Origin of the sequence: Thiomonas delicata (assembly GCF_900088825.1) — a bacterium.
Taxonomy (GTDB): Bacteria; Pseudomonadota; Gammaproteobacteria; order Burkholderiales; family Burkholderiaceae_C; genus Thiomonas_A; species Thiomonas_A delicata.
In genome coordinates this window covers 1,907,181-1,933,582 of sequence record NZ_LT592170.1, presented here as the reverse complement: position 1 = coordinate 1,933,582, position 26,402 = coordinate 1,907,181, and the positions used below count along the sequence as shown (strand labels likewise).

Genomic DNA, 26,402 nt, shown 5'->3' with positions numbered 1-26,402 from the left:
GAAGGGAATGGGCCTTGACGTGCGCACTTGCGCGCCGCTGCGGCGGGAAAACCGGAAATTATAGGCAGCAGGGCTCGCCATCCCGCCCGCAGGCGGCAGGATCAGGTTCCGCCCACGTCGAGCACCAGCAAGCGGCCATGGCGCAGGACGGTGGTTGCGCCCGAGACCACGCGCAGCTTTCCAGCGCCGCGCGCCGTGGCGCGCACCTGACGCAGCAGGTTGTCGATCTGGCCGGAATGGGTCCGCAGGCCAGCCTGTTCCAGCCACAGCCGCAACACCTCGGACAACCGCGCATCGGGCAAGGCGCGCAAGGCGCTCAACACCAGCCCCTCGGGCACGCTGCATGCCCGGAGGTCGCGCTGCGCGACCTCGTCCAGGGTCTGCGCGGCCAGCGCGCAAAGCTGCGCCGAGCGCGCCAGGGTGTTGCGCCAGCCCGGCTCCAGCCGCGCGATCACGGGCAGCAACTCGTGGCGGATACGGCTGCGCCGGAATGCGGGATCGGTGTTCATCGCGTCATGGACGTAGGGCACCTGCTGCGCGTCCAGCAGTTCGCGCAGAGCGTCGGCGGCGCAGCCGAGCAAGGGCCGGCCCAGCCAGATTCCATGCCGCTCGGCGGCTTCAGGCATCGCCGCGAGCCCCCTGGATCCCGCGCCGCGCAACAAGGCCAGTAGGAGGGACTCGGCCTGATCGTCGGCCTGGTGGCCGAGCAGCAACCACCGGCAGCCCCGATCCCGCGCCGCACGTGTCAAGGCGACGTAGCGCGCACCGCGTGCCTTGTCCTCCAGACTGTCGCCGCGCTGGAGTTCGACCTGCACGGGCAACAGGCTGCAATCCACGCCCCACGCCTGGCAAAGCCGTTGTGCGTGCGCCGCGAAGCGGTCAGCGTCGGCCTGCAGACCATGATGAACGTGAAGCGCGCGCACATGCCCAGCGCCCCAGAGCTGGAGCGCGGCCAACAGCAACGCGGTGGAATCCGCGCCGCCGCTGAAGGCGATCGCCACGGGCGCGGGGCAACACTCCTGCGCATGGCGGGACACGAAGCGCCGCAAGGCGTCGACGATCGGGTCCGCGCGCAGCGCGGGCCAGGGTGGAGGGGCGGTGAAGCCTGAAGGAACCATGCATGAACCGGGTCTGCGACCCGTTCAGCCGACGCGTCGCACGCAGCACGCCCCAGCGCGGAGGCTGGCGCGCAAAAACTCAGCGCGTGGCCTTGGTGTCCTGGAACTTTCCAAAGGCGCACAGACGCTCGTAGCGCTGCTTGACCAGATCGGCAGGCTTGATGCCCTGGAACTGGCGCAGGCTCTCCGCCAGGGCGCGCTTGAGGCTGGCCGCCATGGCCTGGGGATCGCGATGAGCGCCACCCACGGGTTCGTTGACGATCTTGTCGATCAGCCCCAGCGCCTTGAGGCGGTGCGCGGTCAGGCCGAGGGCCTCGGCCGCTTCGGGCGCGCGCTCGGCGCTTTTCCAGAGAATGGAGGCGCAACCCTCGGGAGAAATGACGGAGTACACCGAGTACTGCAGCATCAGCACATGGTCGGCCACGGCGATGGCCAGCGCGCCGCCCGAACCGCCTTCGCCGATGATGGTGGAAACGATGGGCACCTGCAACTGGGCCATCTCGAAGATGTTGCGGCCGATGGCCTCGGACTGGTTGCGCTCCTCGGCGTCGATGCCGGGGTAAGCCCCCGGAGTATCGACGAAGGTGAACACCGGCAGGCCGAATTTCTCGGCCAGCTTCATCAGGCGCAGCGCCTTGCGGTAGCCCTCGGGCTTGGTCATGCCGAAGTTGCGCGCGGCACGCTCCTTGGTGTCGCGCCCCTTCTGGTGGCCGAGCACCATGCAGGGCTGGCCGTTGAAACGCGCCAGTCCGCCGACGATGGACAGGTCGTCGGCGAAATGGCGGTCGCCGTGGAGTTCGTGGAAGTCGGTGAACAGCTGCGCCACGTAGTCCAGCGTGTAGGGACGCTGGGCGTGGCGGGCAATCTGCGTGACCTGCCAGGGCGAGAGCTTGGCGTAGAGGTCCTTGGTGAGCTGAAGGCTCTTTTTCTGCAAGCGGCTGATTTCCTCGGAAATGTCGACGGCGGACTCGTCCTGCACGTAACGCAGCTCTTCGATCTTGGTTTCCAGCTCGGCCACCGGCTGTTCGAAATCGAGAAAGACTTTTTTGCTCATGGTTTCTATCCCCACGCGAGTCGCCGCCGGAGAGCGGCGAATGCGCTGGTGGCCGCGCCGCGCAAAGCGGCAACGGCACCAGCGTCTATGTGTCTGCGAATGTCAGTACTCGACCGCAACCGGGTCGAGGCTGCGCCAAATATACCAAGTGCCGACCGAGCGCCAGGGCGCCCAGGCGGAAGCCACCTCGCGCAAATCGCTGCGGCTGACGGATTCACCCGAGAAGTAGCGCTCGCTGATGCCGCGCTGCAGGCCCAGGTCGTCCACCGGCAGCACATCGGGGCGCATGAGGTGGAAGATGAGGAACATCTCGGCCGTCCAGCGACCGATGCCGCGAATCGCGACGAGTTCCGCAATGATGGCCTCGTCGGCCATGTCCGACCATTGCCCGGGATGCACCAGTCCGTCGCGGAACTTGGCGGCGAGATCCTGCAGATACTCGCATTTGCGTTGGGACAGCCCCGCCTGCCGCAACGCCTGCGCCTCCTGGCCCAGCAGGCTGGCCGGTGTGACTTCGCCGACCACCCCAAGCAGCCTGTCCCACACCGATTGCGCGGCTTTCACCGAAATCTGCTGCCCCACGACCGAACGCGCCAGGGTCTGGAAAGCGTCGCCGCGGCTTTGCAGGCTGGTCTGGCTGTGCTGGGGAATGAGCTTGCGCATCACGCGGTCGGAGCGCATGAGCTGGCTGCAAGCCTCATCCCAGTATGAGGGGCGCGTGGCGATCATCGCGTCTTCATGCCTGGCGCCAGACGGTGACGCCACCCGGCTTGTCCTCGAGCACGATGCCGCGCTCCAGAAGCTCGGCGCGGATATGGTCGGCCGCGGCGAAATCGCGTGCCGCCTTGGCCGCGGCGCGCGCCTGCACCTGCTGCTCGATCCAGGCCGTGTCGGCATCACCCGCGCCGGCCTGCAGGAATTGCTGCGGCGCCTGCTGCAACAGGCCCAGCGTCGCGCCCAGGCCCTTGAGCAGGCCGGCGAGTTCCCGGCTGCGCGAGCGATTCACCTCGCTGGCCAGTTCAAACAACGCGGCCAGTGCCTCGGGCGTGTTGAAGTCGTCGTCCATCGCCGCGGCGAAGCGCTGCGCCTGCGGTTGCGCCCAGTCCACGGCGGCCGGCACATCGGCGAAATCCTGCAACGCGGTGTACAGCCGCGACAAGGCATGGCGCGCGTCGCGCAGATTGTCCTCGGTGTAGTTGAGCGGGCTGCGGTAATGGGCGCGGATGATGAAAAAGCGCACGGTCTCGGCGTCGAACACCTTCAGCACGTCGCGGATGGTGAAGAAATTGCCCAGCGACTTGGACATCTTCTCCTCGTTCACGCGCACGAATCCGTTGTGCATCCAGACATTGACGAAGGTTCCACCGCTCGCCCCCTCGCTTTGCGCGATTTCGTTCTCGTGGTGCGGGAACTGCAGGTCGGCGCCGCCGCCGTGGATGTCGAAGTGCTCGCCCAGCAGCGCGCAGCTCATGGCCGAGCACTCGATATGCCAGCCCGGGCGCCCAGGGCCCCAGGGAGAATTCCATCGCACCTCGGCGGGTTCGTCCGGCTTGGCGCGCTTCCACAGCACGAAATCGAGCGGGTCGCGCTTGGCCAGATCGACCTCGACCCGTTCCCCGGCGTGCAGTTCGTCCAGGGTCTTGCCCGAGAGCCTGCCGTAGCCGGGGAAGGCCCGCACGGCGAAATCGACGTCGCCCGCCGCGTCCTGGTAGGCCAAGCCCTTGTCCAGCAGGCGCTGGATCAGGCCCTGCATCTGCGGGATGTAATCGGTGGCACGCGGCTCGTGCGTCGGACGCTCGATGCCCAGGGCGTCGGTGTCCTCGTGCATCGCCTGGATGAAGCGGTCGGTGAGCTCGCGCACCGTCATGCCCCGTTCCACGGCGCGGCGAATGATCTTGTCGTCCACATCGGTGATGTTGCGCACATAGGTCACGCGATAACCGCGCGCCTTGAGCCAACGTTGCACCAGGTCGAACACGGCCATGACGCGGGCATGTCCCAGATGGCAGTAGTCGTACACCGTCATGCCGCAGACGTACAAGCGCACATGGCCCGGCTCGATGGGTGAAAACGGCTGCTTCTCGCGCGACAGCGTGTTGTGAATCTGCAGAGTCATGGATGGGGTCGTGGCCAGCCGCGTCGCGCCATGGAGCAGCGCAAGCAAGGCGGCTTGAGGGCTCAGGGGCAAGCATGCCCGGATAAAATCGCAAACTTAGCACAGCCCGAACCAAGCCGAATCCATGCCCCACATCGCCAGCCCACGCGCCGCGCAACCCCTGCGGATCCTTCGGCGCACGCTGGTTTTGCTGGCCTTTGGGGGCGCCACCGCACTCGTCGCCCAGCCACCGCAGGCGCATGCTGGCGGCCTGTCGGAAGCCCGGCAGCTCGTCGCCGAGGGTCATCTGCCGCAGGCGCTCGCCAAGGTCGACGCGCTCATCGCGGCCAACCCCCAAGACCCGCAATACGCGTTTCTGCGCGGCGTCATCCTCAGCGCGCAGCACAAGACCGAGGAAGCCATTCAGGTTTTCACCCGGCTCACCCAGCAATACCCCGAATTGCCCGAGCCCTACAACAACCTGGCCGTGCTGTATGCCCGGCAGGGCCATGACGAGAAGGCGCGTGCGGCGCTGGACATGGCCATACGCACCAACCCCGACTATGCCACCGCCTACGAGAACCTGGGTGACGTCGAGGTCGCGCTGGCCCGCAAGGCCTACCAGAAATCGCTGCAGCTCGACGCGAGTCGGAAAGATGCCATCGAACCCAAGCTGGCCCTGATCGACAAATTGCTCCCCACCCCCAAACCGGCGCCGCCGCAAGCCGCGACGCCCCGACCCTGAGCCAGGTCCGGCCCATCCAGCGGGTGGCCGGCGGCTCGTTCCCCAGCAGGAGTGCCTTGATGCAACGCCTTGAAATCCCCCGCCCCATCGATCTGTCCCGCCGCCTGCTGCTGTCGGCGGCAGCCGCGCTCGGCTTGGTCCTGTCGACGTCCTTGCCCGCGCGCGCCGAGACCCCGCCCCGCGTGGAACTCGTCACCAGCCTGGGCACGATCGAGGTGCAACTCGACCCGCAGCGCGCGCCCAAGACCGTGGCCAATTTCCTGCAATACGTGAAGAGCGGGTTCTACGGCGGCACCATCTTCCACCGCGTCATTCCCGGCTTCATGATCCAGGGCGGCGGCTTCACCCCCGACATGCAGCAAAAACCCACCCAGCCGCCCATCCCGCTGGAGAGCCAGAACGGCCTGAAGAACCTGCGCGGCACCATCGCGATGGCGCGCACCGCCAATCCGAACTCGGCCACCTCGCAGTTCTTCATCAACCTGGTGGACAACCCCGCGCTCGACTATCCTCAGCCCGACGGCCACGGCTACGCCGTCTTCGGCCAGGTCATCAAGGGCATGGACGTGGTGGACCGCATCGCCAAGGTCCCCACCCAGGACGCCGGCCCCTACCAGAACGTGCCGGTCACGCCGGTCGTCATCAAGCAAGCCATTCTTCTCAAGTAAAGGACCACCCATGGTTGAACTGCACACCAGCAAAGGCGTCATCCGCATCGAACTCGACGCCGAGAAAGCGCCCAAATCCGCCGCCAACTTCCTGGCCTACGTGAAAAGCGGGCATTTCGACGGCACCGTGTTCCACCGCGTGATCGACGGCTTCATGATCCAGGGCGGCGGCTTCGACGCCGGCATGAAGCAAAAACCCACGCTGGCCCCCATTCAGAACGAGGCCGACAACGGCCTGAAGAACAAGCGCTACACCCTGGCGATGGCCCGCACCAGCGACCCGCACTCGGCCACCGCGCAGTTCTTCATCAACGTCGCCGACAACGCCTTCCTCGACCACACCGCCCCCACGCCGCAGGGCTGGGGCTACGCCGTGTTCGGCCACGTGGTAGAAGGCCAGGACGTGGTCGACCAGATCAAGTCCGTGAAAACCGGCAACAAGGGCTTCCACCAGGACGTACCGGTGGAAGACGTGGTGATCCTCAAAGCCGTTGAAGTCTGAGGCCATTCCCGAACTGCGCGCGCCAGCCCCGTCTTCCTGGCGGCGCGCCGCCCTCGTCTCCGACCTGCACCTCGGTCCCGACGCGCCGCGCACGACGGCCCGCTTTCTCGGCTGGCTGCGCGACGAGGCGCGGCGGGCCGACGTCCTGATCATCCTCGGCGACCTGTTCGAGGCCTGGATCGGCGACGACCTGCTCGCGGCAACGCCCACAGACGCCCATCACGCCGTCTGCGACGCCTTGGCCCGCTTCACCGCCGACGGACGCGCCCTGGCCGTCATGCACGGCAACCGCGACTTCCTGCTCGGCGCCGGCTTCGCCGGCCACACCGGCGCGCAACTGCTGCCCGACCCCTGCGTGCTGGACTTCGCCGGCCAGCGCATCCTGCTCAGCCACGGCGACGCCCTGTGCCTCGCCGACACCGCCTACCTGCAATGGCGCGCCCTCTGCCGCAGCCCGCAGTGGCAAGCGCAATTCCTCGCCCAGCCGCTCGGCGCGCGCAGACGCCAGGCCGCGGCCATGCGCGCGCAAAGTCAGGCCGCGCAAGGACGCATGGAAACCTGGAGCGATGCCGACGCGGCCGAAGCGGCACGCTGGCTGGATCGCGCGGATTGCCGCTGGATGATCCACGGCCACACCCACCGCCCGCGCGAACACTGGGACGACGGCCGCCTGCGCCAGGTGTTGAGCGACTGGGATCTGGACCACGCGGCCTCCCGCGCCGGCAAAGCGCAAGTGCTGACCTTGCGGACCGGGGATCGATACACCGCGGTCGAGCGACACGACCTCGCCTGAAACCCCCGCTTCAGGGCAGCGACGGGAAAGCGGCGCGCACGCGCAGCATGCCTCACTCCACCAGCTTTTCGAGCTGATCCTTGTCGAAGTGCTCCACGCGCATGGCCTCCGGCGGACAGGCTTCGGCCGGGCACACGCCCTGGCGCTCCAGCGCCTGCCACAGCAGCGCGACCTGATGCTCCAACTGGGCGGCATGGTCGATCAGGCCCCGGATCGCCTGGGCCTGCGGGTCGTCGCCGTTCTGCGTCACCGCATAGGCGGAAAAACCCATGCGCGCCGCCGTGGCCTCGCGCTGCTGCTCGACGTCCTTGTGAATGATGCGCGCCGGGTTTCCCACCGCGGTGGCCCCGGCCGGCACGGCCTTGACCACCACGGCGTTGGAGCCGATGCGCGCTCCCTGCCCCACGGTGAAGCCGCCCAGCACCTTGGCCCCGGCCCCCACCACCACGCCGGCCTCCAGCGTCGGATGGCGCTTGGTGCCCTTGTACAGCGAGGTGCCGCCCAGGGTCACGCCCTGGTAGATGGTGCAGTCGTCCCCCACCTCGGCGGTTTCGCCGATGACCACGCCCATGCCATGGTCGATGAACACGCGCCGGCCCATCGTCGCGCCGGGGTGGATTTCGATGCCGGTGAGCCAGCGCCCCCAGTGAGAGATCCAGCGCGCCAGCCAATGCCAGCCCCGTCCCCACAGGCGGTGCGCCAGGCGGTGCAGCACCAGGGCGTGCAGGCCGGGATAACAGGTCACCACCTCCCAGCGCGAGCGCGCCGCGGGATCGTGTTCGAGGATGACCTGGATGTCTTCACGCAAATGCCGGAGCATGATGGTGTGCTGAACTGTCAAAGGGGCATTCGAGTGTATTGGAGCCCCGCCCGCGCCGCTCGCCGGCACGTCAATCCGGCAAGCGGCGTGGTGGATCCGCGGGGTCTTCGGCCGTCCGCATGCGCTGCAGTCCGGCCTTGCAGATGCCGCGCAGGATATGCACCTCCTGCTGCGTGAGCGCAGCGCGCGCAGCCAGCCTGGTCAGCCGCGGCATGAGCTTCTTCGGCGCGTCCGGATCCAGATAACCCAGCGCCACCAGGGTCTGTTCGGCGTGCTCCAGCAAGCCTTGAACCTCCGCCTGGGTCGCCGCCGCTTCGACCGGCGGCCCAGGCGGCAGGCTGAAGGCGCCCACGGCCTTGCGCCATTCCCAAGCCACGATCTGCACCGCCTGCGCCAGGTTGAGCGAGGCGTACTGCGAATACGCCGGCAGGCTCAGCAGTGCGTCGCAGCGGTACACCGTGTCATTGTCCAGGCCGTAGCGTTCGCTGCCGAACACGAAGCCCACGCGCCGGCCCTGCGCCGCAGCGTCGCGGGCCAGTTCGGGCAGCCAGTCCGGCCCGCGCAATGGAGGGCCGAAGTCGCGCACGCGCGACGACAGCGCGACGAGCACGCCGCAGTCGCCTGCGGCCTCCACCAGCGTGTCCGCCTGGCGCGCGTTGCGCAGCACGTCGTCCGCTCCGCTGGCCAGGGCCAGCGCCTCGGGCTGCTGCAGCACGTCGGCAAAGCGCGGCGCCACCAGCGCCAGGTGCGCGAAACCCATGGTCTTGATGGCCCGCGCCGCAGCACCCACGTTACCCGGGTGGCTGGTGTTCACCAACACGAACAACGGTGCCGCCGGCCCGCCAGGCGCGGACGAGACCGCCCCTTCGATAAAATGGCCTGATTCGCCCTGCTCTTTCACATCCACCCGCTGTCCTCCTCGAGGCGCCATTGTCGCGTCCTTCGCATCCACCATGCATCCCATGATCAACGTCGCCGTTCGCGCAGCCCGCGAAGCCGGCAAAATCATCAACCGCGCCAGCCTCGACCTCGACCTGCTGCGCGTGTCGCAGAAATCGGCCAACGACTTCGTCACCGAGGTCGACCGCGCCAGCGAGCAGGCGATCATCGACATCCTGCTCAAGGCCTACCCCCAGCACGGCATCCTGGGCGAGGAAACGGGCACCACGCACGGCAAGGCAGACTCCGACTTCCAGTGGATCATCGATCCGCTCGACGGCACCACCAATTTCATCCACGGCATGCCGGTGTACGCCGTGTCCATCGCCCTGGCCCACCACGGGGCGGTGCAGCACGGCGTGGTGTACGACCCCTCGCGCGACGAGCTGTTCACCGCCAGCCGCGGCGGCGGCGCCTTCCTCAACAACCGCAGGCTGCGCGTATCCAAGCGCACCCGCATCGAGGACAGCCTCATCGGCACCGGCTTCCCCTTCCGCAAGGGCGACGACCTCGACACCTATCTGGAAATGTTCAAGAAGGTGTCCGAGCGCTGCGTCGGCCTGCGCCGCCCCGGCGCGGCGGCCATCGACCTCGCCTATGTGGCGGCGGGCCGCTACGACGGCTTCTTCGAAACCGGCCTGAAGCCCTGGGACGTGGCCGCGGGCTCGCTGCTCATCACCGAAGCCGGCGGCCTGGTGGGCAACTTCACCGGCGAGTCCGACTTCCTGCACCGCGGCGAACTGGTCACCGGCAGCCCGCGCATCTACGCCCAACTCGTCACCCTGCTCAAGCCCTACGCGAGAACCGACCGCAATGCGCCCGAGCCCGGCGCCAAGCGCCAGGCTGCCGCCACCCAAGCCGCCGAAACATCGGGTGACGACGCGCCGTTCTGAACGCCCCTGGCTGCGGCGCAGAATGCGCGGCAGCCAGGGGTTCGCCTCGCATCCACGTTCGGATCCGACGGCCATGACGGCACCGGTCGGTGGTTTCACCGGTCGGCGTGCAAGACCCCTCATCGACGCATGATCAACGCATCCAGCGCCTGCACGTCGGCATCGTTCAGCACACCGGCTGCGGCCTTGAGCTTGAGCGTTGACAGCACCACGTCATGCCGGGCACGGACACGGTCGCGCCTCGCCGTGTAGAGTTGCTGCTCGGCGTCGAGCACGTCCACCAGAATGCGCAACCCCACCTGCTGGCCACGGCGGTTGGCTTGCACCGATAAGCCACTGGCCTGCACCGCAACCTCCAGAGCGCGTGTCCGGGCCAGGCCCTGCTGCAGCGCCGCCCACGATTGCCTTGCCTGCGCCTGGGCTTGGCGACGCGCACCGTCGAGTTCGGCCTGCGCTTTGCGCAGCAGGGCGGCGGCCTCGCGTTCGCGTGCGACCACGCCGCCTCCGGCATACAAGGGCACCGACAGCTGCAGCCCGACCTGGGCGGCGCGGTTGCGCTGGCCGATGTCGGCGGTCAGCGTGGTGCTGCCTGATGCATTGTTGTCGCCATAGCTAGCAACCAAGGCCAGGGTTGGGGAATGCTCGGCAGCGGCCTTGCGCAATGCGTTCTCGGCGGCGCGCGCGGCGGCGGCCTGTGCCTGCACCGCCGGGTTGTGTTGCGGTGCTTCCTCCACCCAACGGGCGACATCCAGTGCTGTCGGCACCGGCAACGGCGCATCGCCGGAGGCCGTCCGCAGGGTGCCGTTCTCCAACGAGCCGACCATGGTCTCCAACGCGATGCGCCGCGACTCCAACTCGCTCTCGGCCGCAATGCGCTGCGCGCGGGCCAGTTCCAGCCGGGAACGCGCCTCGTACACGTCGGTGATGCTGGAAAGGCCCGCGGCATAGTTGGCTCCCGCCTGCGCCAGCAACTGATCCACCGCATCCAACTGAGCCTGTGCTGCGACAATGCCATCCTGTGCACCGAGCACGTCGAAGTAGGCTTGGCATAGACGGAGAATCAATTCCTGCTGCGCCTGCGCGTATTGCGCGCGCGCCTGCTCCAGCAAGGCATCGGCCTCATCGCGCGCCGCCCAGGCCTTGGGGTCAAGGACCACCTGGGTGAGTTGCACGGCCCAGCTGGTGGTCTTGATGTCGCGCTGCGAGGTCGAGTAGCCGCTGAAGGTGGTGCGGTTGCTGGCGTATCCGGCGCTGCCAGTGAGCCCCACCTGCGGCAACAAGCCCGCGCGAGCCTGCACCGGTTTCTCGCCAGTGGCCTCCAGCGCATAGCGCGCGGCGGTCAGCGCGGGATCGGACTGCTGCGCGCGCCCGTACAGATTCTGCAAGCTCTCGGCCCATGCCAGCAAGGGCAGCGTGAGAGCAAACCCGGCGAAACTGCCGCGCAAACCCCATGCGCGACCCACCGTCTTGGTGGCGTGCTTCACCGTTCCCGCCCCGCTTCGAAGAACGCCTTGCGCACAGGTGACAGCAGATACTCCAGCACCGTGCGGTCGCCGAGGTTGATCTCTGCCGTCACGCGCATGCCGGGGGCCAGCGTCAGCGCGCCGCCGTCACGCGCCAGGTGTTGCACCCTCAGATGCACCAGAGCGCGGTAGACCAGGCCTCCATCTTCCGGCGCTGTCCGGCGGTTCGATGCTGAACCGCCGGACAGCGCACCGCCCTGCTGCGGTTCCTGCGCGTCGGCGCTGATCTGCGCGACCACACCGTCCACCATGCCGTACTTTTGAAAGGGATAGGTGGCGAGCTTGAGCCGCACCATCTGCCCGCTGCGCACGAAGCCGATGTCCTGGTTGCTCACCCAGACTTCGGCCGTCAAGGGCTCGCCGCTGGGTACCAGGCTCATCAAGATGGCGCCGGGCTGCACCACCGTGCCTGGGGTGTGGGTGGCCAGGTCCTTCACCACCCCGGCCTGCGGCGCGCGCAACTCCATCAGGTCCGCGCGGTGTATCTGCTTGGTCAGCTCCTCGCCAAGCTTGGCGATGTCGGTCATCGCGGCGCTGCGCTCGGCCTGCAGGCGCTGGTGTGCGTCGGACCGCACTTGCGCCAGGCGCTGCCGCGCCTCGGCCAGCGCGGCCTGGCTGGCGCGGATGGCCGCGGTCTGCCCCTGCAGCTCACGCTCCTTCTCCTGGCGCTCGCGCGCCTTGTCGCTCACCATGATGGGGCCGGCAAAGCCATCCTTGCCGAGTTCGGCATAGGCGGCCTCCTGCCGACGGTAGTGCGGCAGCGCCTCTTCCAGCTTGGCGCGCACCTGCTCGGCGACGGCCAGTTCGTGTTGCGCCCGCTCCACCGCGGCCCGCATCTGCACGGTCTGGCTCGCGAGGTTGAGGCGGTCGGCGTCGTACTGCGCCATGGCCTGGGCGAACAGTGCGGGAGGGTCGCCGACTTCGCGCTGCAAGATTCCTCCGGACAGCTCGGCGTCGATGCGACGCAGCGCCAGTTGCCGCGCCTGGTATTCGGCCAGCACCGACTTGCGGTCGGCCTCGGACATGGCGGCATCCATGCGCACCAGCACCTGCCCCGCCGCCACGGCCTGGCCTTCCTTGACCAGAATCTGCTGCACGATGCCGGCTTCGGCCGGCTGCACGATCTTGAGGTAGGTGGACGGCACCAGCTTGCCCTCGGCCACGGCGACGATGTCCAGCGTGCCGAAGGCGGCCCAGCCCAGCAGGCTGGCGAACAGGGCGAGAAAGACCCACAGCACCCAGCGCGCCGCCGGGTGCGGCGGGGTGCGCTGGATGGCCAGCAGGCCAGGCAGGAAATCGCGGGCGTCGGTTCCCATGGCGTCGGTTGCTCGTTCGGGTGCGCGTAACAGGAAGCCGCGGCCCGGTGGCGGGGCTGCGGCGGATTTGAAGAGTAGGGATGGATGGGGGATGAAAGACGGCGGCCCGTGTGCCGCCGTCCCCGCTTCAGCTCAAGGTCACCGCCCCCCCGGAAATCCCGGCGAACGGCCGCAGGGTCTGGCTGGCCGTACCGAACTGGACGTTGCCGACTACCTCCTCGGCAGCCTGCGCGTTCATCCCCGCGAGACCGCCCCGCACGCCATAGTGGTAGGCCAGGTCGCCGCCCAGGGCCGCAGTATCGCTGCTCCCCAGGTGATAGCTGGTCAAGGCGCTGGCCAGCGCCCAGGTGGTGAGCGTGGCATCGGCCGCGCGCGCCTGGTCGAACTGGGCCGCCAGTCCGGCAAAGTCGAACTGTTCCACCTTCTTGTTGCGCAGCGGATCGGTCGATGCGGCATCGAAGTCGGTCGTAGCCTCCAACACGAGCTGCAGCTTGGCCACGCTCTTGTTGTTGGCAGTGGTGACGTACCAGTTCTTGAAGGTGATCTGCTCTGCGCCGCCCAGACCGAACACCAGGTCGTTGGACGATTTGCTCAGGGTCAGGTCGGCGTAGCGGATGCCGCCGCCCAGCGAGACCGTATTGTCCGTGCCGGTGCCACCGTTCACGTTGTCCATCCCGTCGCCGCGATTGAACACGATGACGTCGGCGCCGTTGCCCGTGGTGAGGGTGTCGTTGCCCGCACCGCCGACGAACAACTCGTTGCCGGCGCCTCCAGTGAGGGTGTCTTCTCCAGATAGACTGTTAAAGACATTCGCTCCATTGGTTAGAGTCAATACATCACCACCAACGCTGCCGTTGTACAGCTGCGGCACCAGGGTCTGCAGCTTGGCCAGATCCCACGCCGTGCCGTCGGCGAACCGCACCTCCTCGATGTAGCGCTCGCTGGTGACGAACCAGTCCTTCACCGTCACCTGGTCGGCCCCGCCGGCCTTGAACACCATGTCGTTGCCGCTGCGCCCCAGGCTCACCGCCCCGGGGTCGATCCCGGCGCCGAACTTGAGCACGTCCTTGGCGCCGAGGTTGGCGTGGTAGTAGGCGTTGTTGGTGCCCCACTCGACGATGGTGTCCTGCCCGTCGCCCGGGTTGAACAGGTAGGTGTCGCCCGAGTTGTCCCAGTACAGGCCCGCGGCGCTGAGCGTGTCGTTGCCCGCGCCGCCCTCGAAGCTGCCGTGTCCGCTGAGCGCGTCGTCCCCGGCGCCGCCCCGGAGGGTGTTGAACCCTGCCGCGTCGGCAAGGGTGTCGTTGCCTTCGCCCCCATCCAGCAGGTCGTTGCCGTTGCCGCCGTCGATCTTGTCGGCCCCGGCCCCGCCGTACACCACGTCGTCGCCGTCCCCGGCATTGAGCGTGTCGTCCCCGGCGCCGCCGTCCAGCAGATCGTTGCCGCCCGCGGCGTTGAGGATGTCGTTGCCATCGTGGCCATCGACAACATCGTCTCCGGAACCTGCATCAAACGTATTGTGACCAGCATCGCCAGCGTACCAGTCCGCTGCATTGCCGCCTGTCGTGTCGCCACCTGCAAAATAACTGGCCCCCGTCGCTGCAAACGCGGCTCGCACATTGGCATCTAACGCGCCAAGGCGCATCGTTTCATGCAGTTGCGCAATGCCGTCCCAACCCATCCTGTTAAACGATTCGCCATAGAGGCGATTCAAATCGAGAAAGAGGGCCGCACCCTCGTATGAGTCTTGCGTGCGAAGCGAAGCAATGGCGGCATTCAAGCGCGAGAAATCGAAATTCGCGCCCGACTCGGACACATTCAGATCCAGCATGTCGAGATACTTTGACAAACGCAGCGATGGCAACAGATTGCTGGTGGCGTCATCGACCAGTCTGTTCCAGAGCGTTTCGATGGGTGGCAAGCCGCCCGCGGGCGTTGGAATGTTGACGCGCAAGTATCCAGGTTGGCTGGTGACGAACGCATTCTGATTTTCGTAGAGAATTTGCGATAACGGTACCCAGGCCACGACTGGAACACCACGCGTTTGGACAGCAGCCCTAACCGAGTAGGCGAAGGCGTCGCCCTGGACTCTTGACCAATTCAGAAACGTATACCCTGTAAAAGCCTCGTAGGCATACAGCTTTTCCAAACCGCCCACCATGCGCTCGCGCATGGCATCGAATTTCGCCAGGTCATCCGTTCCCAGCGCCGCCCGGAACGCCTGGCGCGCAGACTCGCTCGCCTTGATGGCCACATCCATCCAGCCACGCTCCTGATCGTCCAGCGGTTCGCTCAGAACCAGGCCGTAGCCAGCCGCCAAGGCCTGTCTGCTCGCGCTCTCATAGACAGAATCATTTCCCCATTCGCGCAGCAGCGCATCCACGGCGCCGCGAAACTCCGCGCGTGTCGCGGCGTCTTGGGCTTGTTTGAACAGCGTGATCAACGCAGGACTGAGCGTCGCGGCTTCCCGCAGGTCGCGCACCCAGCCGCTGCCCTGGAAGGACGGCAGCGCCTGGGCCTCCACGCTCACGGCCATCGGCACGAATTCGCGCACGAAGGTGTTCTGCGCCAGGTTGAAACTGCCGGCCTGCGCCGCACTGCCGTCGGCGCGGGTGTAGCTGCCCTTCTGCACCAGTTGCGCGTCGCCGTAGCTGGTGTTGACCGCCGTGCTGCCGAGCTGGATGCTTTGCACTCCGCTTTCGGCCAGGGTTTTGAGTTCACCCGCCTGGCTGATGCCGTCCTGATTGAGGTCGCGCCAGACGCGCAGGTTGGCGTATTGCGCATCGCGCGCGTCGAACACGCCATCGCCCGCGCCGATCAGTTGGCCGTCCACCACGCTGCCCCTGTCAAGTTCGGCCAGCGCGGCGAAGCCGTCGGCGGCCTTCTGGCCGCTGGCCAGCACGGTTTCGTCGCCGAACAGCTCCGCTCCGCCGTCGATGCTGCCGTTGCCGTTGCGGTCCCACGCCAGCATGCCGTCGTCTGCCCCCACCCAGGCGGTGCCGGTCTTGATGGCGTCGCCGTTGGCGTCGAACAGCACGCCCGCGGACAAGGGCGTGATCTCCAGCCCGTCGCCGTCCAGATCCAAGACCAATGGATCCACGTAGCGGATGGTCTTGACCATCATGTCCGGCGTCGCGCCGAGCGCTTTTGATATGACAGCAATAAAAGGTGATGCAATGAACAACTCTGGATAGCTTCCAATCAGATCCAATACTTTTTCAAGCGCCACCTTAGGCACATCATAAAGCCCTAATTTATAAATAAATGCGCTTTTAATCAGCTCCGCGTCGGAAAATTCTTTTGGGGTTAATTGGCCCCCAGTTTGATCATCAATAATGTCTTTTATTAGCTTAGCATCCGCAATTAATATATCGTAGGGATTCTTCGCGCTCCTGTACGCGAGATCATGTGCTTGGCAGGAAATATCAACTGGCCCCGTAGTAGGAAATTTCATATTCACATCAGAAAATGGCGGAACAAATTGACCATTTGAGTAACCTGGGCCACAAAAATTTGTTTCATCAATTTTGAATTGAAAAATACTACCAGAAGCGCTGGAATAAAATATTTTAAGATTCATTTTAAGCCCCTAATTTAGATTATAAACAAGAATTAATGAAATAGCCCCCGAAAAATCAACTCCCCTCCTTGTTGATCCATCATGATGACATCTCCGGTGCGCCACGCAACGTCGAATTCATAACCAATTACTATGCGACTTAATTCCGTAAGGTTTTTGCCGAATGCATCGACCTTGTATATTGCATAAACAAATGGAGATTTATTGGCCATCGCAGCCTTAAAATATATATTGTCGAGGCGATCCAACCGTGGAATATAGAATTCATTGCCAATCTGCCCTCCAGTGGAAATTAAAAACTCTGATATTCGGCCGCCTTGCAAATCCAATTTGAATGGCGTAAGTAACGAAGCCGACAAACCCCAAGGGTCTTTCTTTTTCGGCGCAGGAATGTGCTTTGATGGAACGCTGGCTGTGAACAAAATTCGACCTTGCCCATCCATATCTCCCGGCATAGCTTTATAGAATTCTTCGTCAGTTATTTTCTTCTCAACGCCATTTTGTAAATCAATGGCATATAAATCGTAATTATCAGCCGGCCTCATCCCGCGCTCTCGGATCTGCGCGTGAAAATAATAAACCGTTTTCCCATCGTTGGAAAAAAAAGGAGACAACCTTACGCCATTGCCTTGCGTGAGAGTGCGAGAGGCCCACGTTCGTGGATCGATCAGCGCGATCTGGGTATCATTCAATTGGTAATAGCCTTTTGGATCCACGCCTGCGGAAACCACCACCAACCGCCTTCCATCGTGTGACCATCGAGGGTCATGCCAAAAACGTCTGGAATTCTGATTGATGATTCTGATTTGTCCCGTCTGAAGATCGAGGTGGCGAAACCCATCGGGCATGTGACTCGTCGTAAAGACAAGGGCGCGGCCGTCAGGCGTAACCGCAACCGTCCCAGACTTGACGTTGAACAATCCCGTTCGGAAAACATTATTTTCCGCGCCGAATGCGGGAGGATGCAGCAGCCATACCAATATCAGAATGACGGATGGAACCCTCACCCATAATCTCATTGGCGAGAATATGTTTTGTATTGATTTTCTCTCGATCATCTTTCTTTCCTGTTCATGCAGTTACTTGCCCTGACGTATCGGCTTGCCCGACGTTGCCGCCTCTGACCCCTGATTGATCCGCCGCCCCCAGCCGCACCACCCCATCGACCTGCAGGCCCTTGGGCAGCTGGTGGGCGATGAACAAGAGGGTGACGCTGCCCTTGAGGGTGTTGATGGTGGCGGCGAGGTGTTCGGCGGTGGCGGCGTCGAGCGCGCTGGTGGCTTCGTCGAAGATGAGCACGCGCGGGCGCTTGAGCAGGGCGCGGGCGATGGCGATGCGCTGGCGCTGTCCGCCGGAGAGGCCCACGCCGCGCTCGCCCACCTCGGTCTGGTAGCCACGGGGCAGGGTTTCGATGAAGGTGTGGATCTCGGCCATGCGGCAGGCGGCGACGATGTCGTCGAAACCGGCATGGGGCGCTGCGGCCAGCAGGTTGTCGTACAGGGTGCCGGAGAACAGCAGGGTCTCCTGCGGCACTACGCCGAAATGGCCGCGCAGTTCGTTGGCGGCGAGGTGGCGCAAGTCCACGCCGTCGATGAGCATGCGCCCTTCCTGCGGCTGGTAGAAGCCTTGCAGCAGCTTGGCCAAGGTGCTTTTTCCCGTGCCGGAGGGGCCCATGACGGCCACGGTCTTGCCGGCGGGGATGAGCAGGCGCATATTCCTGTACAGCCATGGCTGCTTGTCGTCGTAGCGAAAACCGAGGCCGTGCAGTTCGATGCGGGCGCCCTGGGCATGGGGCCGTTGCGCTCGCGCGGAGACGAGGCTGTGGGGTTCCTGCGGCACGTCCAGGATGTCACCCAGGCGGGCAATGGCGATGCGCACCTGCTGCAGTTCCTGATACAGCCCCACCAGCCGCAGCACGGGCTGCGACAGGCGGCCGGAGAACATCTGGAAGGCCACGAGCATGCCGACGGTGAAGCCGTCGCTGCCCATCACCAGCAGGGCGCCGGCCACCAGGATGCCCAGGGTCTGGGCCTGCTCGATGGCGTTGGCCGCAGTGTTGTACAGGTTGGCGAGCTGGCGGGTCTTGAAACCCGCGTCCAGGTAGTCGGCCAGCAGTTGGCCGTAGCGGGCGTCGAGCTGGGGCTCCATCTGCAGGCTCTTGACGGTTTCCACCCCGGCCGTGTATTCGGTGATGAAGCTCTGGTTGCGCGCGCCGCGCAGGAACTGCTGGTTGAGCCGGGCGCGAAGCGTGGGCGTGACCGCCAGGCTCAGGCCGGTGAGCAGAACCAGCATGGCCAGGCTGATGAGGGTGAGCTGCCAGCTGTAGACGATCATCACCGCGATCAACACGAGCATGAAGGGCAAATCGAGCAGCAGGGTGACGAGGCTGCCGGCGAGGAATTCGCGGATGGTCTCCACCCCGTGCAGGCGGGCCACGAGAACGCCGGTGGGCCGGTGCATGAAGTACGGCAGCGGCAGGCGCAGCAGGTGGCTGAACACCTGGGCGCCGAGCGCGGCGTCGATGCGGTTGCCGGTGTGGATGAGCAGGTATTGCCGCAGCCCGCTGAACACGGCGGAGAACACCATGGCGATGAACAGGCCTGCGCCGACTGCGGCCAGGGTTGATGCGGTGTGATGCACCACCACCTTGTCGATCACCACCTGGGTGAGCAGCGGCACAGCCAGCCCCAGCAGCTGCAGAACGAGCGAGGCCAACAGCACGTCGCGCCAGATGTGCTTGTGTTTCAGGAACCCGGGAACGAACCAGCGCAGGCCGAAGCGCCGCCCCTGGGGCTCCGCGACGCCGTCATCAGGCGCCGGCTCGACCTGGCGCCGCGCCAGCAGCACCTCGGGTTCGAACAATGCGGCGAACTGCGCGCCAGGCACGGTATGGGGCAGGTCGCTGCCAGCCTCGAAATACAGCAGCCGGTCGGCGTCGGCGCGCAGAATCAGGGCGGGTCGGGGTGTGGGTGAGGGGTGCGCGGGGCCCGGCGTTGACGCAGCGTCTGCTTCGCTTGCTTCTGCGGCAAGCCCAGGGGCTGAAGTGGCGCTGCGCAGCCAAGCCACGATCGGCGTCGGCAATCCCGCCGGCGATGGAACCTGAACCCGGTGTGCGGCCAGCGCCAAACCCAGGGAACTCGCCGCTCGGATCAGGGATGGGCCGTCATGCGGCGGGGGAAACTCTCGCTGGACCAGCTCTGCGTCGAAGGCCACGCCCTTGGCCACAGCCATGCTGCCGAGCAACCACAACCAGTCTTCCGCAGCAATGGGCGTATCCGGCAAGGCAGGCATGAATGTCTTTGAAAGTTACTTTTGATACTAAACATTACATTCTTTGAAAGTTTGCGGCAATCGGTTTTTATCGCAGGAGCTATGCATCATTCTTGGTGTCTTGGTACCTTGGTGCGCAATCAGGCCTATTTCTGGGGTTTTCTACGGCTGGAGATCGCCTCGATCACCCCTCGTCACAGGCCGAATTACCGGCGGATTGCGGCCCGGACCCAGAATGCCCTTGTGCCGTCCTGCCATGGGCGCCTCGACAAATGAGGTTCGGTCCGGCTGTATCAAAACACCGGCGATCTGTTCCAATGCGCCAGATTTGCGTGACGGTCCAGGCCATCCGAAGTTGCCCCGCCCACCCACCGCATAGAGGCTGTGGGCATGCGAAAAAGCAAGCGCCGAGGCGCTGAATCATCGGCTCCATGCAGCGCGCCCTTGCTGGTATGGTTCTGACGGCTGGCTGCGGCTAGAGTGAGGTTTCCCGCCGCTCCGTCAACGTGGAGTCGTCAGGGCAGACCCAAAGCGCCTCGAGAATCCGCAAGGCCTCGCTCGCCTCTTGGACGCCACGGGAAACGGAGGTGCTGTCCTGGCTTTCCAAGGGGAAGACTAACCGCGATATCGGCGACATCCTTGGCATGAGCCCGCGCACTGTGAATAAGCACCTTGAGCATGTATTCAAAAAGCTTGGTGTGGAAACCCGTGCCGCGGCTGCAGCGCTGGCCAGCAGCGGGCATTGGGTGGTTGATGCCGAGGTCGAGACGCCTACGGGCACGTCGTCATGGCCGACAAGGGCCGCGCGGTCGATGCGCTGATCGGCCAGCGCGAGCGCCTGACCGCCAGTATCCGCGCCAAGGTCGCGCATCCGTTTCACGTGATCAAGAATCTCTTCCGGCACCGCAAGCTGCGCTACCGTGGACTGGCCAAGAACACCGCGCAGCTCTTCAGTTTGTTGGGTCTGGCGAACCTGGTGATTGCCAAGCGAAGCTTGTTGGCGCTCCAAGCCCGAGGTGCGTCTTTGAGTGTGCCGCAGAAGCGCGGCAGCCGCCCAGCGAGTGCGATTTCGCGCCACCAGCGGGCTCAATGGACGCTTTCTTCGCTCGCCATGGCGACCCAAAGCGAGATTGGCCGACTCGCGTCGGCCAATCTCAATGATTGACGCTGATTCTTGGATTGATCAGCGTCTCCATGCACGGGGTCGAGCCCATCTGCAAAGTGCTGCAGATGGCCCCGTCGTGTTACTGGCGCCATGCCGCGCGCCATCGCGACCCCGAGTTGCGCAGCGCCCGTGCTCAGCGCGACGATGCGCTGGCTGCGGACATCCAGCGTGTGTGGCACGCCAACTGGCAGGTGTATGGAGCTGACAAGGTTTGGTTGCAGATGAACCGCGAGGGCAACCGGATGGCGCGCTGCACGGTCGAGCGGCTGATGAAACGCCTGGGGCTGCAGGGTGCGCGGCGGGGCAAGAAAGTGCGAACCACGGTCCCCGACACTTGCACGCCGTGTCCGCAGGACCACGTCAAGCGGGTGTTCAAAGCCGAGGGATCCAACCAGCTCTGGGTGTCGGACGCGTCAACGGCAAAGGTACCCAAGAAAGCATGCCCCAGTTTCGGGAATCTGTACCTGGGGACGTTACGGGGAATTGCGTCGTCGAGCGTCTCAGTTAATCCGTGCCAGCCGCCGCGAGATACGCCCGCCAGCCGCCAAACGCGGTGATGTCGCGGGCACCATCGATGCCGATGCCTTCGCAGATGAAGCCGTTCACCGTACTGCCGCCCTCGAGCTGCAGGCTGCCGATGCCCAGCGGCGCGGGGATGCCGGCGACGAAACTGCCGAAGGTGCTGACAGGTAGTTCCCACACCTCGCAGGCAATGGACGCGCCGCCGCTGGGCACGCGGACCAGGCCCGGACGCTTGCCGTCAGGCAGCGCATAGAGCTTGTAAATAGGCGCCGTGCGCGTTTCGGCCACCAGGCGACCGCCGCGTGAAGTGAGTTGTCCGTTCAGCGGCAAACCGCTGAGATGGGCGCCCACCACCGCGACGCGGACCTGGCCGCTCGGCACGGCGTATGCCACTGTCGGAGACTCCGCTGCCGGCGAGGTTTCCACCGCGCCACACGGCCTGTCGATGCTGCGCTCCCAGCGTGCCGCCAGATGCAGCAGCGGCACGTCCTGGTGCGCCGGCGCGAACAGCGTGGCGCCGAACGGCAGGCCGTCGCCACGGAAACCGGCGGGCACCGCGATGGCGGCGTAGTCCAGCAGGTTCATGAAGTTGGTGTACAGGCCGATGTCGGTGTTGCGCGCGATGGGCTCGGCCAGCATCTGCGCCCGGGTATAGATGGTGCCCGCGGTTGGGGTGATCACGCAGTCCACGTCCTTCCAGATGCGGTCGCAAATGCGCTTGAGTTCGCGCAGCCGGTATTGCGCGGCGAAGGCGTCGGCGGCCAGCGGCTTGGCGCCGCCGAGTGTGATCTCGCGCGTCACCGGAAACAGGGCCTCGGGCTGGGCGTCGACGAAGGCGCGGATGGCCTGATAGCGCTCGGCCACCCAGGGGCCGCCGTAGAGCAGGCGCGCGGTGTCGACGAAGGGGGCGAAGTCCAACTCCACCACCTCGCCGCCCAAGGATTGCAGCCGCGCCACGGCGGCGTCGAACAGATGCGCGGACTCGGCGTCGCCGAAGAACTGCAGGTCCTTGCGCGCGGGCACGCCGAAGCGAAAGCGCGGCGCGGCGCCGAAGTCGAAACCATGCGGCTGCGCTGGGCGCGAATAGGGGTCGGCGGCGTCCTCGCCCAGCGCCACGCCGAACACCTGCTGCGCGTCGCTGGCCGACAGCGCGAAGATGGACACCACGTCCAGCGAGCGGCAGGCCGGCACCACGCCATGGGTGGACAGCAGGCCGCAGGTGGGCTTGAGACCGATGAGGTTGTTGAACGCGGCCGGCACGCGCCCGGAGCCTGCGGTGTCGGTCCCGAGCGAGAAGCTGGCCAGGCCGAGCGCCACCGACACCGCCGAGCCGGCGCTGGAGCCGCCGGAGATGTAGTCGGGGTCGAAGGCGTTGCGGCAGGCACCAAACGGCGAGCGCGTGCCGTTGAGCCCGGTGGCGAACTGGTCGAGATTGGTCTTGCCCATGGCGATGGCGCCGGCGTCCAGCAGCTTTTGCACCACGGTGGCCGATTGCGCCGGGGTGTAGGCATAGGCCGGGCAGGCGCAGGTGGTCGGCACGCCGGCCAGGTCGATGTTGTCCTTGATCGCGAACGGCACGCCGAACAGCGGCAGCCCTTCCATGCCGCGCGCCTCCAACTCGCGGGCGCGCGCCAGCAGGCGTTCGCGCTCGGGCGGGGTGATCCAGATGGCATGGTCCGGGTAGCGCGCATGGCGCGCCAGCAGTTCTTCCACCAGGGCCGTGGGGGTCAGGGTGCCGGCGCGGTAGGCGTCCAGCAGCGCGGGGATGGTCAGGCTCGTGGGCATTCAGGTCTCCGTCAACACCAATAGGTTCTGGCCGGCGCTCACCGCGCCGCCCTCGCGACACAGCAGGCGCGACACCACGCCGTCGGCCGGCGCGGCCACGCTGATCTCCATCTTCATCGACTCGAGGATGCACAGCACCTCGCCCGCCTTCACGGCCTGCGCCGGCTCGACCAGCACTTTCCACACGCTACCGGCAACGTGGCTGGCCACCAGGCGGCTGCCCGGCGCGAGATCGAGCTCGCTGTCGCTGGCGGCCTCGGCCACGCCGGCGTCACTGGCGCAGTCGGCCTGGCCGCTGCGTTCCCAGCGCTCGCGCTCTTCGGCGAAGGCCTGGCGCTGGCGGGTGCGGAACGCGGCGATGCTTGCGGCGTTGTCATCCAGGAAGCGGCGATAGTCGGCGAGGCTGAAGCGGTCCTCGCGGATGTCGAGCGGGTAGCGCCCGTGCAGGAAATCGGCACGGATGGCGGCCAGCTCCTCGGTGCTCACCGGGAAGAAGCGGATCTGGTCGAAAAAGCGCAGCAGCCAGGGCTTGCCGCCGGTGAACACCGGGGTCTGGCGCCAACGGTTCCACATTTGCAGCGTGCGGCCGACGAACTGGTAGCCGCCCGGGCCTTCCATGCCGTAGACGCACAGATACGCGCCGCCGATGCCCACCGCGTTCTCCGGGGTCCAGGTGCGCGCCGGGTTGTACTTGGTGGTGACCAGGCGGTGGCGCGGGTCCAGCGGCGTGGCCACCGGCGCGCCCAGGTACACGTCGCCCAGGCCCAGCACGAGATAGCTGGCCTCGAACACGATGCGCAGCACGTCGTCCACCGACTCCAGCCCGTTGATGCGGCGGATGAACTCGATATTGCTCGGGCACCACGGCGCGTCCTTGCGCACGCCGGCCATGTACTTCTCGATGGCCAGGCGCGTGGCCGGATCGTCCCAGCTCAGCGGCAGGTGCACGATGCGCGTGGGCAGCTCCATCGCTTCGGCCGGCGGCAGCGCGTCTTCGGCCTGGCGCAGCGCGTCGAGCAGGGTGCGCAGCGGCAGGCGGCGGCTGTCGTAGTGGATCTGCAGCGAGCGGATGCCCGGCGTGAGGTCGACGATGCCCGGCAGGCCGGCGGCGGCGATCCACTGCATCAGCGCATGCACGCGAAAGCGCAGTTCGAGGTCGAGCACCAACGGGCCGTATTCGACCAGCAGGTTCTTGTCGCCGGCCACGCGGTAGGCCACGCCCACCGGATGCCCGTCCTGCGCGCCGCGCCGCGCAACGACGGGAGAGTCCAGCGCCGGCGCGGCCGCCAGCGGCGGGTCCAGCGGCGGGCCGTCGGGCGCGTGCAGGCTTTGCAGCGCGGCATCCTGCGCGGCTTCCAGCCGGGCGGCCTCGTCCAGGCTCACGGGCACGAAGCGCACCGTGTTGCCGGGGCGCAGCTGGCCCATCTTCCACAGGTCGGCGGCGACGATCACGCCCGGGCAGACGAAGCCGCCCAGGCTGGGACCGTCGGGGCCGAGCAGGATGGGCATGTCGCCGGTGAAGTCGATGCTGCCCACGGCGTAGGCGTTGTCGTGGATGTTGGACGGATGCAGGCCGGCCTCGCCGCCGTCGCTGCGCGCCCATTGCGGCTTGGGGCCGATGAGGCGCACCCCGGTGCGGTTGGAGTTGTAGTGCACCTCCCAGTCGGTGGCGAACAGCATGGCCACGTCGTCGTCGGTGAAAAAATCCGGCGCGCCATGCGGGCCGTAGCGCACGGCAATTTCCCATTGCGCGGCATAGGCGGGCCGCGCCTGCGCGGCCACTTCCGCGCCCGCCGTGGCCTGCGGGTTGCGGCCCATGTGCAGCACGTCGCTGGCGCGCAGGGTGCGACCGGCGTGGCCGCCGAACTGCCCCAGCGTGAAGGTGGCGCGGCTGCCGAGATACGGCGGCGCGTCGAAGCCTCCCGCCACGGCAAGGTAGGCACGGCAGCCGCCACCGCGCACGGCGCCCAGCTTGAGCACCTGCCCGGCGCGCACCGCATGGCTACGCCAGGCCGCCAGCGGCTCGCCGTCGAGCCTGGCGTCGAGCTCCGCGCCCGCGAGGGCGATGACGGTGTCGGCATTGAAGCGCAGCGTCGGTCCGGCCAGGGTGATCTCCAGCGTCACGGCATCGGCCGGGTTGTGCAGCAGACGGTTGGCGGCGCGGTGGGCCAGCGCGTCCATCGGCCCCGAAGGCGGCACGCCCACGTCCCAATAGCCCAGGCGTCCGGGCCAATCCTGCAGGCTGGTCTGCACGCCGGGCTCCAGCACGTCCACGGTGCGGGCATGGTAGGCCAGGCCGGTGAGGTAGCGCGTGGTCTGGCGGCCCTGGACGAAGGTAGCGTCGGCCGCGACCTGGCGCAGATAGCCGAGATTGGTTTCGAAACCGTACAGCCGGGTGGCGGCCAGCGCCGCCTGCAGCCGGGCCAGGGCGTCGGCGCGGTCTGCGCCGCGCACGATGAGCTTGGCCAGCATAGGATCGTAGAAAGCGCCGACCTCGCTGCCGGGCTCGATCCAGGTTTCCACCCGCGCCTCGGGCGGGAACACCACCTCGGTGAGCAGGCCTGTGGCGGGCTGGAAGTCCTTCGCCGGGTCTTCGGCGTACAGGCGCACCTGGATGCTGTGGCCGCGCGGTGCGTGCACATAATCGGCGCCGGGCGACTCGCCCGCGGCCTGGCGCACCATCCACGCCACCAGGTCGACGCCGCCGACCTCCTCGCTCACGCCATGCTCGACCTGCAGGCGGGTGTTGACCTCGAGGAAGTAGAACGCGCCGGTGTCGGCGTCGAGCACGTACTCCACGGTCCCGGCATTGCGGTAGTTCACGCTGCGCATGAGCCGCAGCGCGGTGTCGCACAGGGCCTGGCGCACCGCGTCCGGCAGATGGGGCGCCGGGGTCTCTTCGATCACCTTCTGGTTGCGGCGCTGCACCGAGCAGTCGCGCTCGCCGAGGTGCACCACATGCCCGGCGCCATCGCCGAACACCTGCACCTCGATGTGGCGCGCCGCCTGCACGTACTTTTCCAGGTAGATGCCGGCTTCCTTGAAGTTGGCGCGCGCCAGACGCTCGACCCGGGCGTAGGCCTCCTGCAGCTGGTCTTCGCTCCAGATCAGCTGCATGCCGATGCCGCCGCCGCCGGCCGTGCTCTTGAGCATCACCGGAAAGCCGATGCGCCGCGCCTCGGCCAGCGCATGGCCTGCATCCGCCAGCAGGCCGCTGCCCGGCAGCAGCGGCACGCCGTTTTGCCGCGCCAGTTCGCGCGCGGTGTGCTTGAGGCCGAAGGCGCGCATCTGCGCCGGCGTGGGGCCGATGAAGGCGATGCCGGCGGTCTCGCAGGCTTCGGCGAAATCCGGGTTCTCCGACAGGAAGCCGTAGCCGGGGTGAATGGCCTGGGCGCCGGTCTGCCGTGCCGCATCCAGAATGGCGTCGGCACGCAGATAGCTCTGTGCCGCCGGGGCCGGGCCGATGCATACGGCGGCGTCGGCCATGCGCACGTGAACGCTGTCGCGGTCGGCCTCGGAATACACGGCCACGGCGCGAATGCCCATGCGCTTGAGGGTGCGGATGATGCGGCAGGCGATGGCGCCGCGGTTGGCGATGAGGACGGTGTCGAACATCT

18 protein-coding genes and 3 pseudogenes are annotated in these 26,402 nt (G+C 66.4%); 8 read left to right on the top strand and 13 right to left on the bottom strand.

Features of this window, described 5'->3' with window-relative positions; genetic code table 11:
- Nucleotides 1–101: 101 nt before the first annotated feature.
- The 4 genes from tilS to cysS all read right to left on the bottom strand — a co-directional run bounded on the left by tilS (nt 102) and on the right by cysS (nt 4,288).
- Nucleotides 102–1,118 carry a tRNA lysidine(34) synthetase TilS gene (tilS, locus tag THIARS_RS09155; RefSeq protein ID WP_094160442.1) on the bottom strand — a complete coding sequence of 339 codons (1,017 nt, stop codon included), beginning with the start codon at nt 1,116–1,118 and terminating at the stop codon, nt 102–104.
- Between the two features lie 79 nt (nt 1,119–1,197).
- Complete coding sequence (locus THIARS_RS09150; RefSeq protein ID WP_094160737.1) at nt 1,198–2,172, bottom strand: acetyl-CoA carboxylase carboxyltransferase subunit alpha; 975 nt, start codon at nt 2,170–2,172, stop codon at nt 1,198–1,200.
- 102 nt (nt 2,173–2,274) lie between these two features.
- Nucleotides 2,275–2,901, bottom strand: a complete 627-nt coding sequence (locus THIARS_RS09145; RefSeq protein ID WP_245845707.1) for a DNA-3-methyladenine glycosylase family protein — start codon at nt 2,899–2,901, stop codon at nt 2,275–2,277.
- 7 nt (nt 2,902–2,908) lie between these two features.
- Nucleotides 2,909–4,288, bottom strand: coding sequence for a cysteine--tRNA ligase (gene cysS, locus THIARS_RS09140; protein WP_094160735.1), 1,380 nt, complete (start codon nt 4,286–4,288; stop codon nt 2,909–2,911).
- A 124-nt stretch (nt 4,289–4,412) separates the two neighbouring features.
- On the opposite strand from cysS, the gene THIARS_RS09135 reads away from it, so the two are divergent.
- The 4 genes from THIARS_RS09135 to THIARS_RS09120 are packed head-to-tail and all read left to right on the top strand — an operon-like array spanning nt 4,413 to nt 6,975.
- Complete coding sequence (locus THIARS_RS09135; RefSeq protein WP_094160441.1) at nt 4,413–5,012, top strand: tetratricopeptide repeat protein; 600 nt, start codon at nt 4,413–4,415, stop codon at nt 5,010–5,012.
- A gap of 59 nt (nt 5,013–5,071) precedes the next feature.
- Nucleotides 5,072–5,680: a peptidylprolyl isomerase gene (locus THIARS_RS09130; RefSeq protein ID WP_094160440.1), complete on the top strand. Its 609-nt coding sequence runs from the start codon at nt 5,072–5,074 to the stop codon at nt 5,678–5,680.
- A 10-nt stretch (nt 5,681–5,690) separates the two neighbouring features.
- The gene (locus THIARS_RS09125) at nt 5,691–6,182 is read left to right on the top strand and encodes a peptidylprolyl isomerase (RefSeq protein ID WP_094160439.1); all 492 of its coding nucleotides are present in this window, start codon (nt 5,691–5,693) and stop codon (nt 6,180–6,182) included.
- Nucleotides 6,172–6,975, top strand: a complete 804-nt coding sequence (locus THIARS_RS09120) for a UDP-2,3-diacylglucosamine diphosphatase (protein WP_186436615.1) — start codon at nt 6,172–6,174, stop codon at nt 6,973–6,975. Before THIARS_RS09125 ends, THIARS_RS09120 begins: the two co-directional genes overlap by 11 nt.
- A gap of 52 nt (nt 6,976–7,027) precedes the next feature.
- On the opposite strand, the gene cysE is transcribed toward THIARS_RS09120, so the two are convergent.
- On the bottom strand, nt 7,028–7,795 hold the full coding sequence (gene cysE / locus THIARS_RS09115) for a serine O-acetyltransferase (RefSeq protein WP_094160438.1): 768 nt from the start codon (nt 7,793–7,795) through the stop codon (nt 7,028–7,030).
- Nucleotides 7,796–7,865: 70 nt separating this feature from the next.
- Nucleotides 7,866–8,702 carry an RNA methyltransferase gene (locus tag THIARS_RS09110; RefSeq protein ID WP_425444231.1) on the bottom strand — a complete coding sequence of 279 codons (837 nt, stop codon included), beginning with the start codon at nt 8,700–8,702 and terminating at the stop codon, nt 7,866–7,868.
- A 46-nt stretch (nt 8,703–8,748) separates the two neighbouring features.
- On the opposite strand from THIARS_RS09110, the gene THIARS_RS09105 reads away from it, so the two are divergent.
- Entirely contained in the window at nt 8,749–9,627 is an 879-nt protein-coding gene (locus THIARS_RS09105; protein ID WP_094160437.1) for an inositol monophosphatase family protein, read from the top strand.
- 119 nt (nt 9,628–9,746) lie between these two features.
- Here the strand turns inward: THIARS_RS09105 and THIARS_RS09100 are convergent, their stop codons facing one another.
- The 5 genes from THIARS_RS09100 to THIARS_RS09085 all read right to left on the bottom strand — a co-directional run bounded on the left by THIARS_RS09100 (nt 9,747) and on the right by THIARS_RS09085 (nt 19,334).
- On the bottom strand, nt 9,747–11,111 hold the full coding sequence (locus tag THIARS_RS09100; RefSeq protein WP_094160436.1) for a TolC family outer membrane protein: 1,365 nt from the start codon (nt 11,109–11,111) through the stop codon (nt 9,747–9,749).
- Nucleotides 11,108–12,466 carry an HlyD family type I secretion periplasmic adaptor subunit gene (locus THIARS_RS09095; RefSeq protein ID WP_094160435.1) on the bottom strand — a complete coding sequence of 453 codons (1,359 nt, stop codon included), beginning with the start codon at nt 12,464–12,466 and terminating at the stop codon, nt 11,108–11,110. Before THIARS_RS09095 ends, THIARS_RS09100 begins: the two co-directional genes overlap by 4 nt.
- 127 nt (nt 12,467–12,593) lie before the next feature.
- Entirely contained in the window at nt 12,594–15,917 is a 3,324-nt protein-coding gene (locus THIARS_RS09090) for a calcium-binding protein (RefSeq protein ID WP_094160434.1), read from the bottom strand.
- Between the two features lie 158 nt (nt 15,918–16,075).
- Complete coding sequence (locus tag THIARS_RS18265) at nt 16,076–17,101, bottom strand: TolB family protein (protein ID WP_141202365.1); 1,026 nt, start codon at nt 17,099–17,101, stop codon at nt 16,076–16,078.
- A gap of 13 nt (nt 17,102–17,114) precedes the next feature.
- The gene (locus tag THIARS_RS09085) at nt 17,115–19,334 is read right to left on the bottom strand and encodes a peptidase domain-containing ABC transporter (RefSeq protein WP_245845702.1); all 2,220 of its coding nucleotides are present in this window, start codon (nt 19,332–19,334) and stop codon (nt 17,115–17,117) included.
- A gap of 548 nt (nt 19,335–19,882) precedes the next feature.
- On the opposite strand from THIARS_RS09085, the pseudogene THIARS_RS09080 reads away from it, so the two are divergent.
- The 3 pseudogenes from THIARS_RS09080 to THIARS_RS09070 form a co-directional block, all read left to right on the top strand.
- Nucleotides 19,883–20,134: pseudogene (locus tag THIARS_RS09080) on the top strand (response regulator transcription factor); the annotation flags it as partial.
- Nucleotides 20,135–20,157: 23 nt separating this feature from the next.
- Nucleotides 20,158–20,310, top strand: a pseudogene (locus THIARS_RS18260) (transposase); the annotation flags it as partial.
- Between the two features lie 200 nt (nt 20,311–20,510).
- Nucleotides 20,511–20,888 (top strand): annotated as a pseudogene (locus THIARS_RS09070) (IS3 family transposase); the annotation flags it as partial.
- 94 nt (nt 20,889–20,982) lie between these two features.
- Here the strand turns inward: THIARS_RS09070 and atzF are convergent.
- The gene (gene atzF, locus THIARS_RS09065; RefSeq protein ID WP_094160432.1) at nt 20,983–22,785 is read right to left on the bottom strand and encodes an allophanate hydrolase; all 1,803 of its coding nucleotides are present in this window, start codon (nt 22,783–22,785) and stop codon (nt 20,983–20,985) included.
- Nucleotides 22,786–26,400 (bottom strand): urea carboxylase, encoded by a 3,615-nt coding sequence (uca, locus tag THIARS_RS09060; protein WP_094160431.1) that lies wholly within the window; start codon nt 26,398–26,400, stop codon nt 22,786–22,788.
- Between the last annotated feature and the right edge of the window lie 2 nt (nt 26,401–26,402).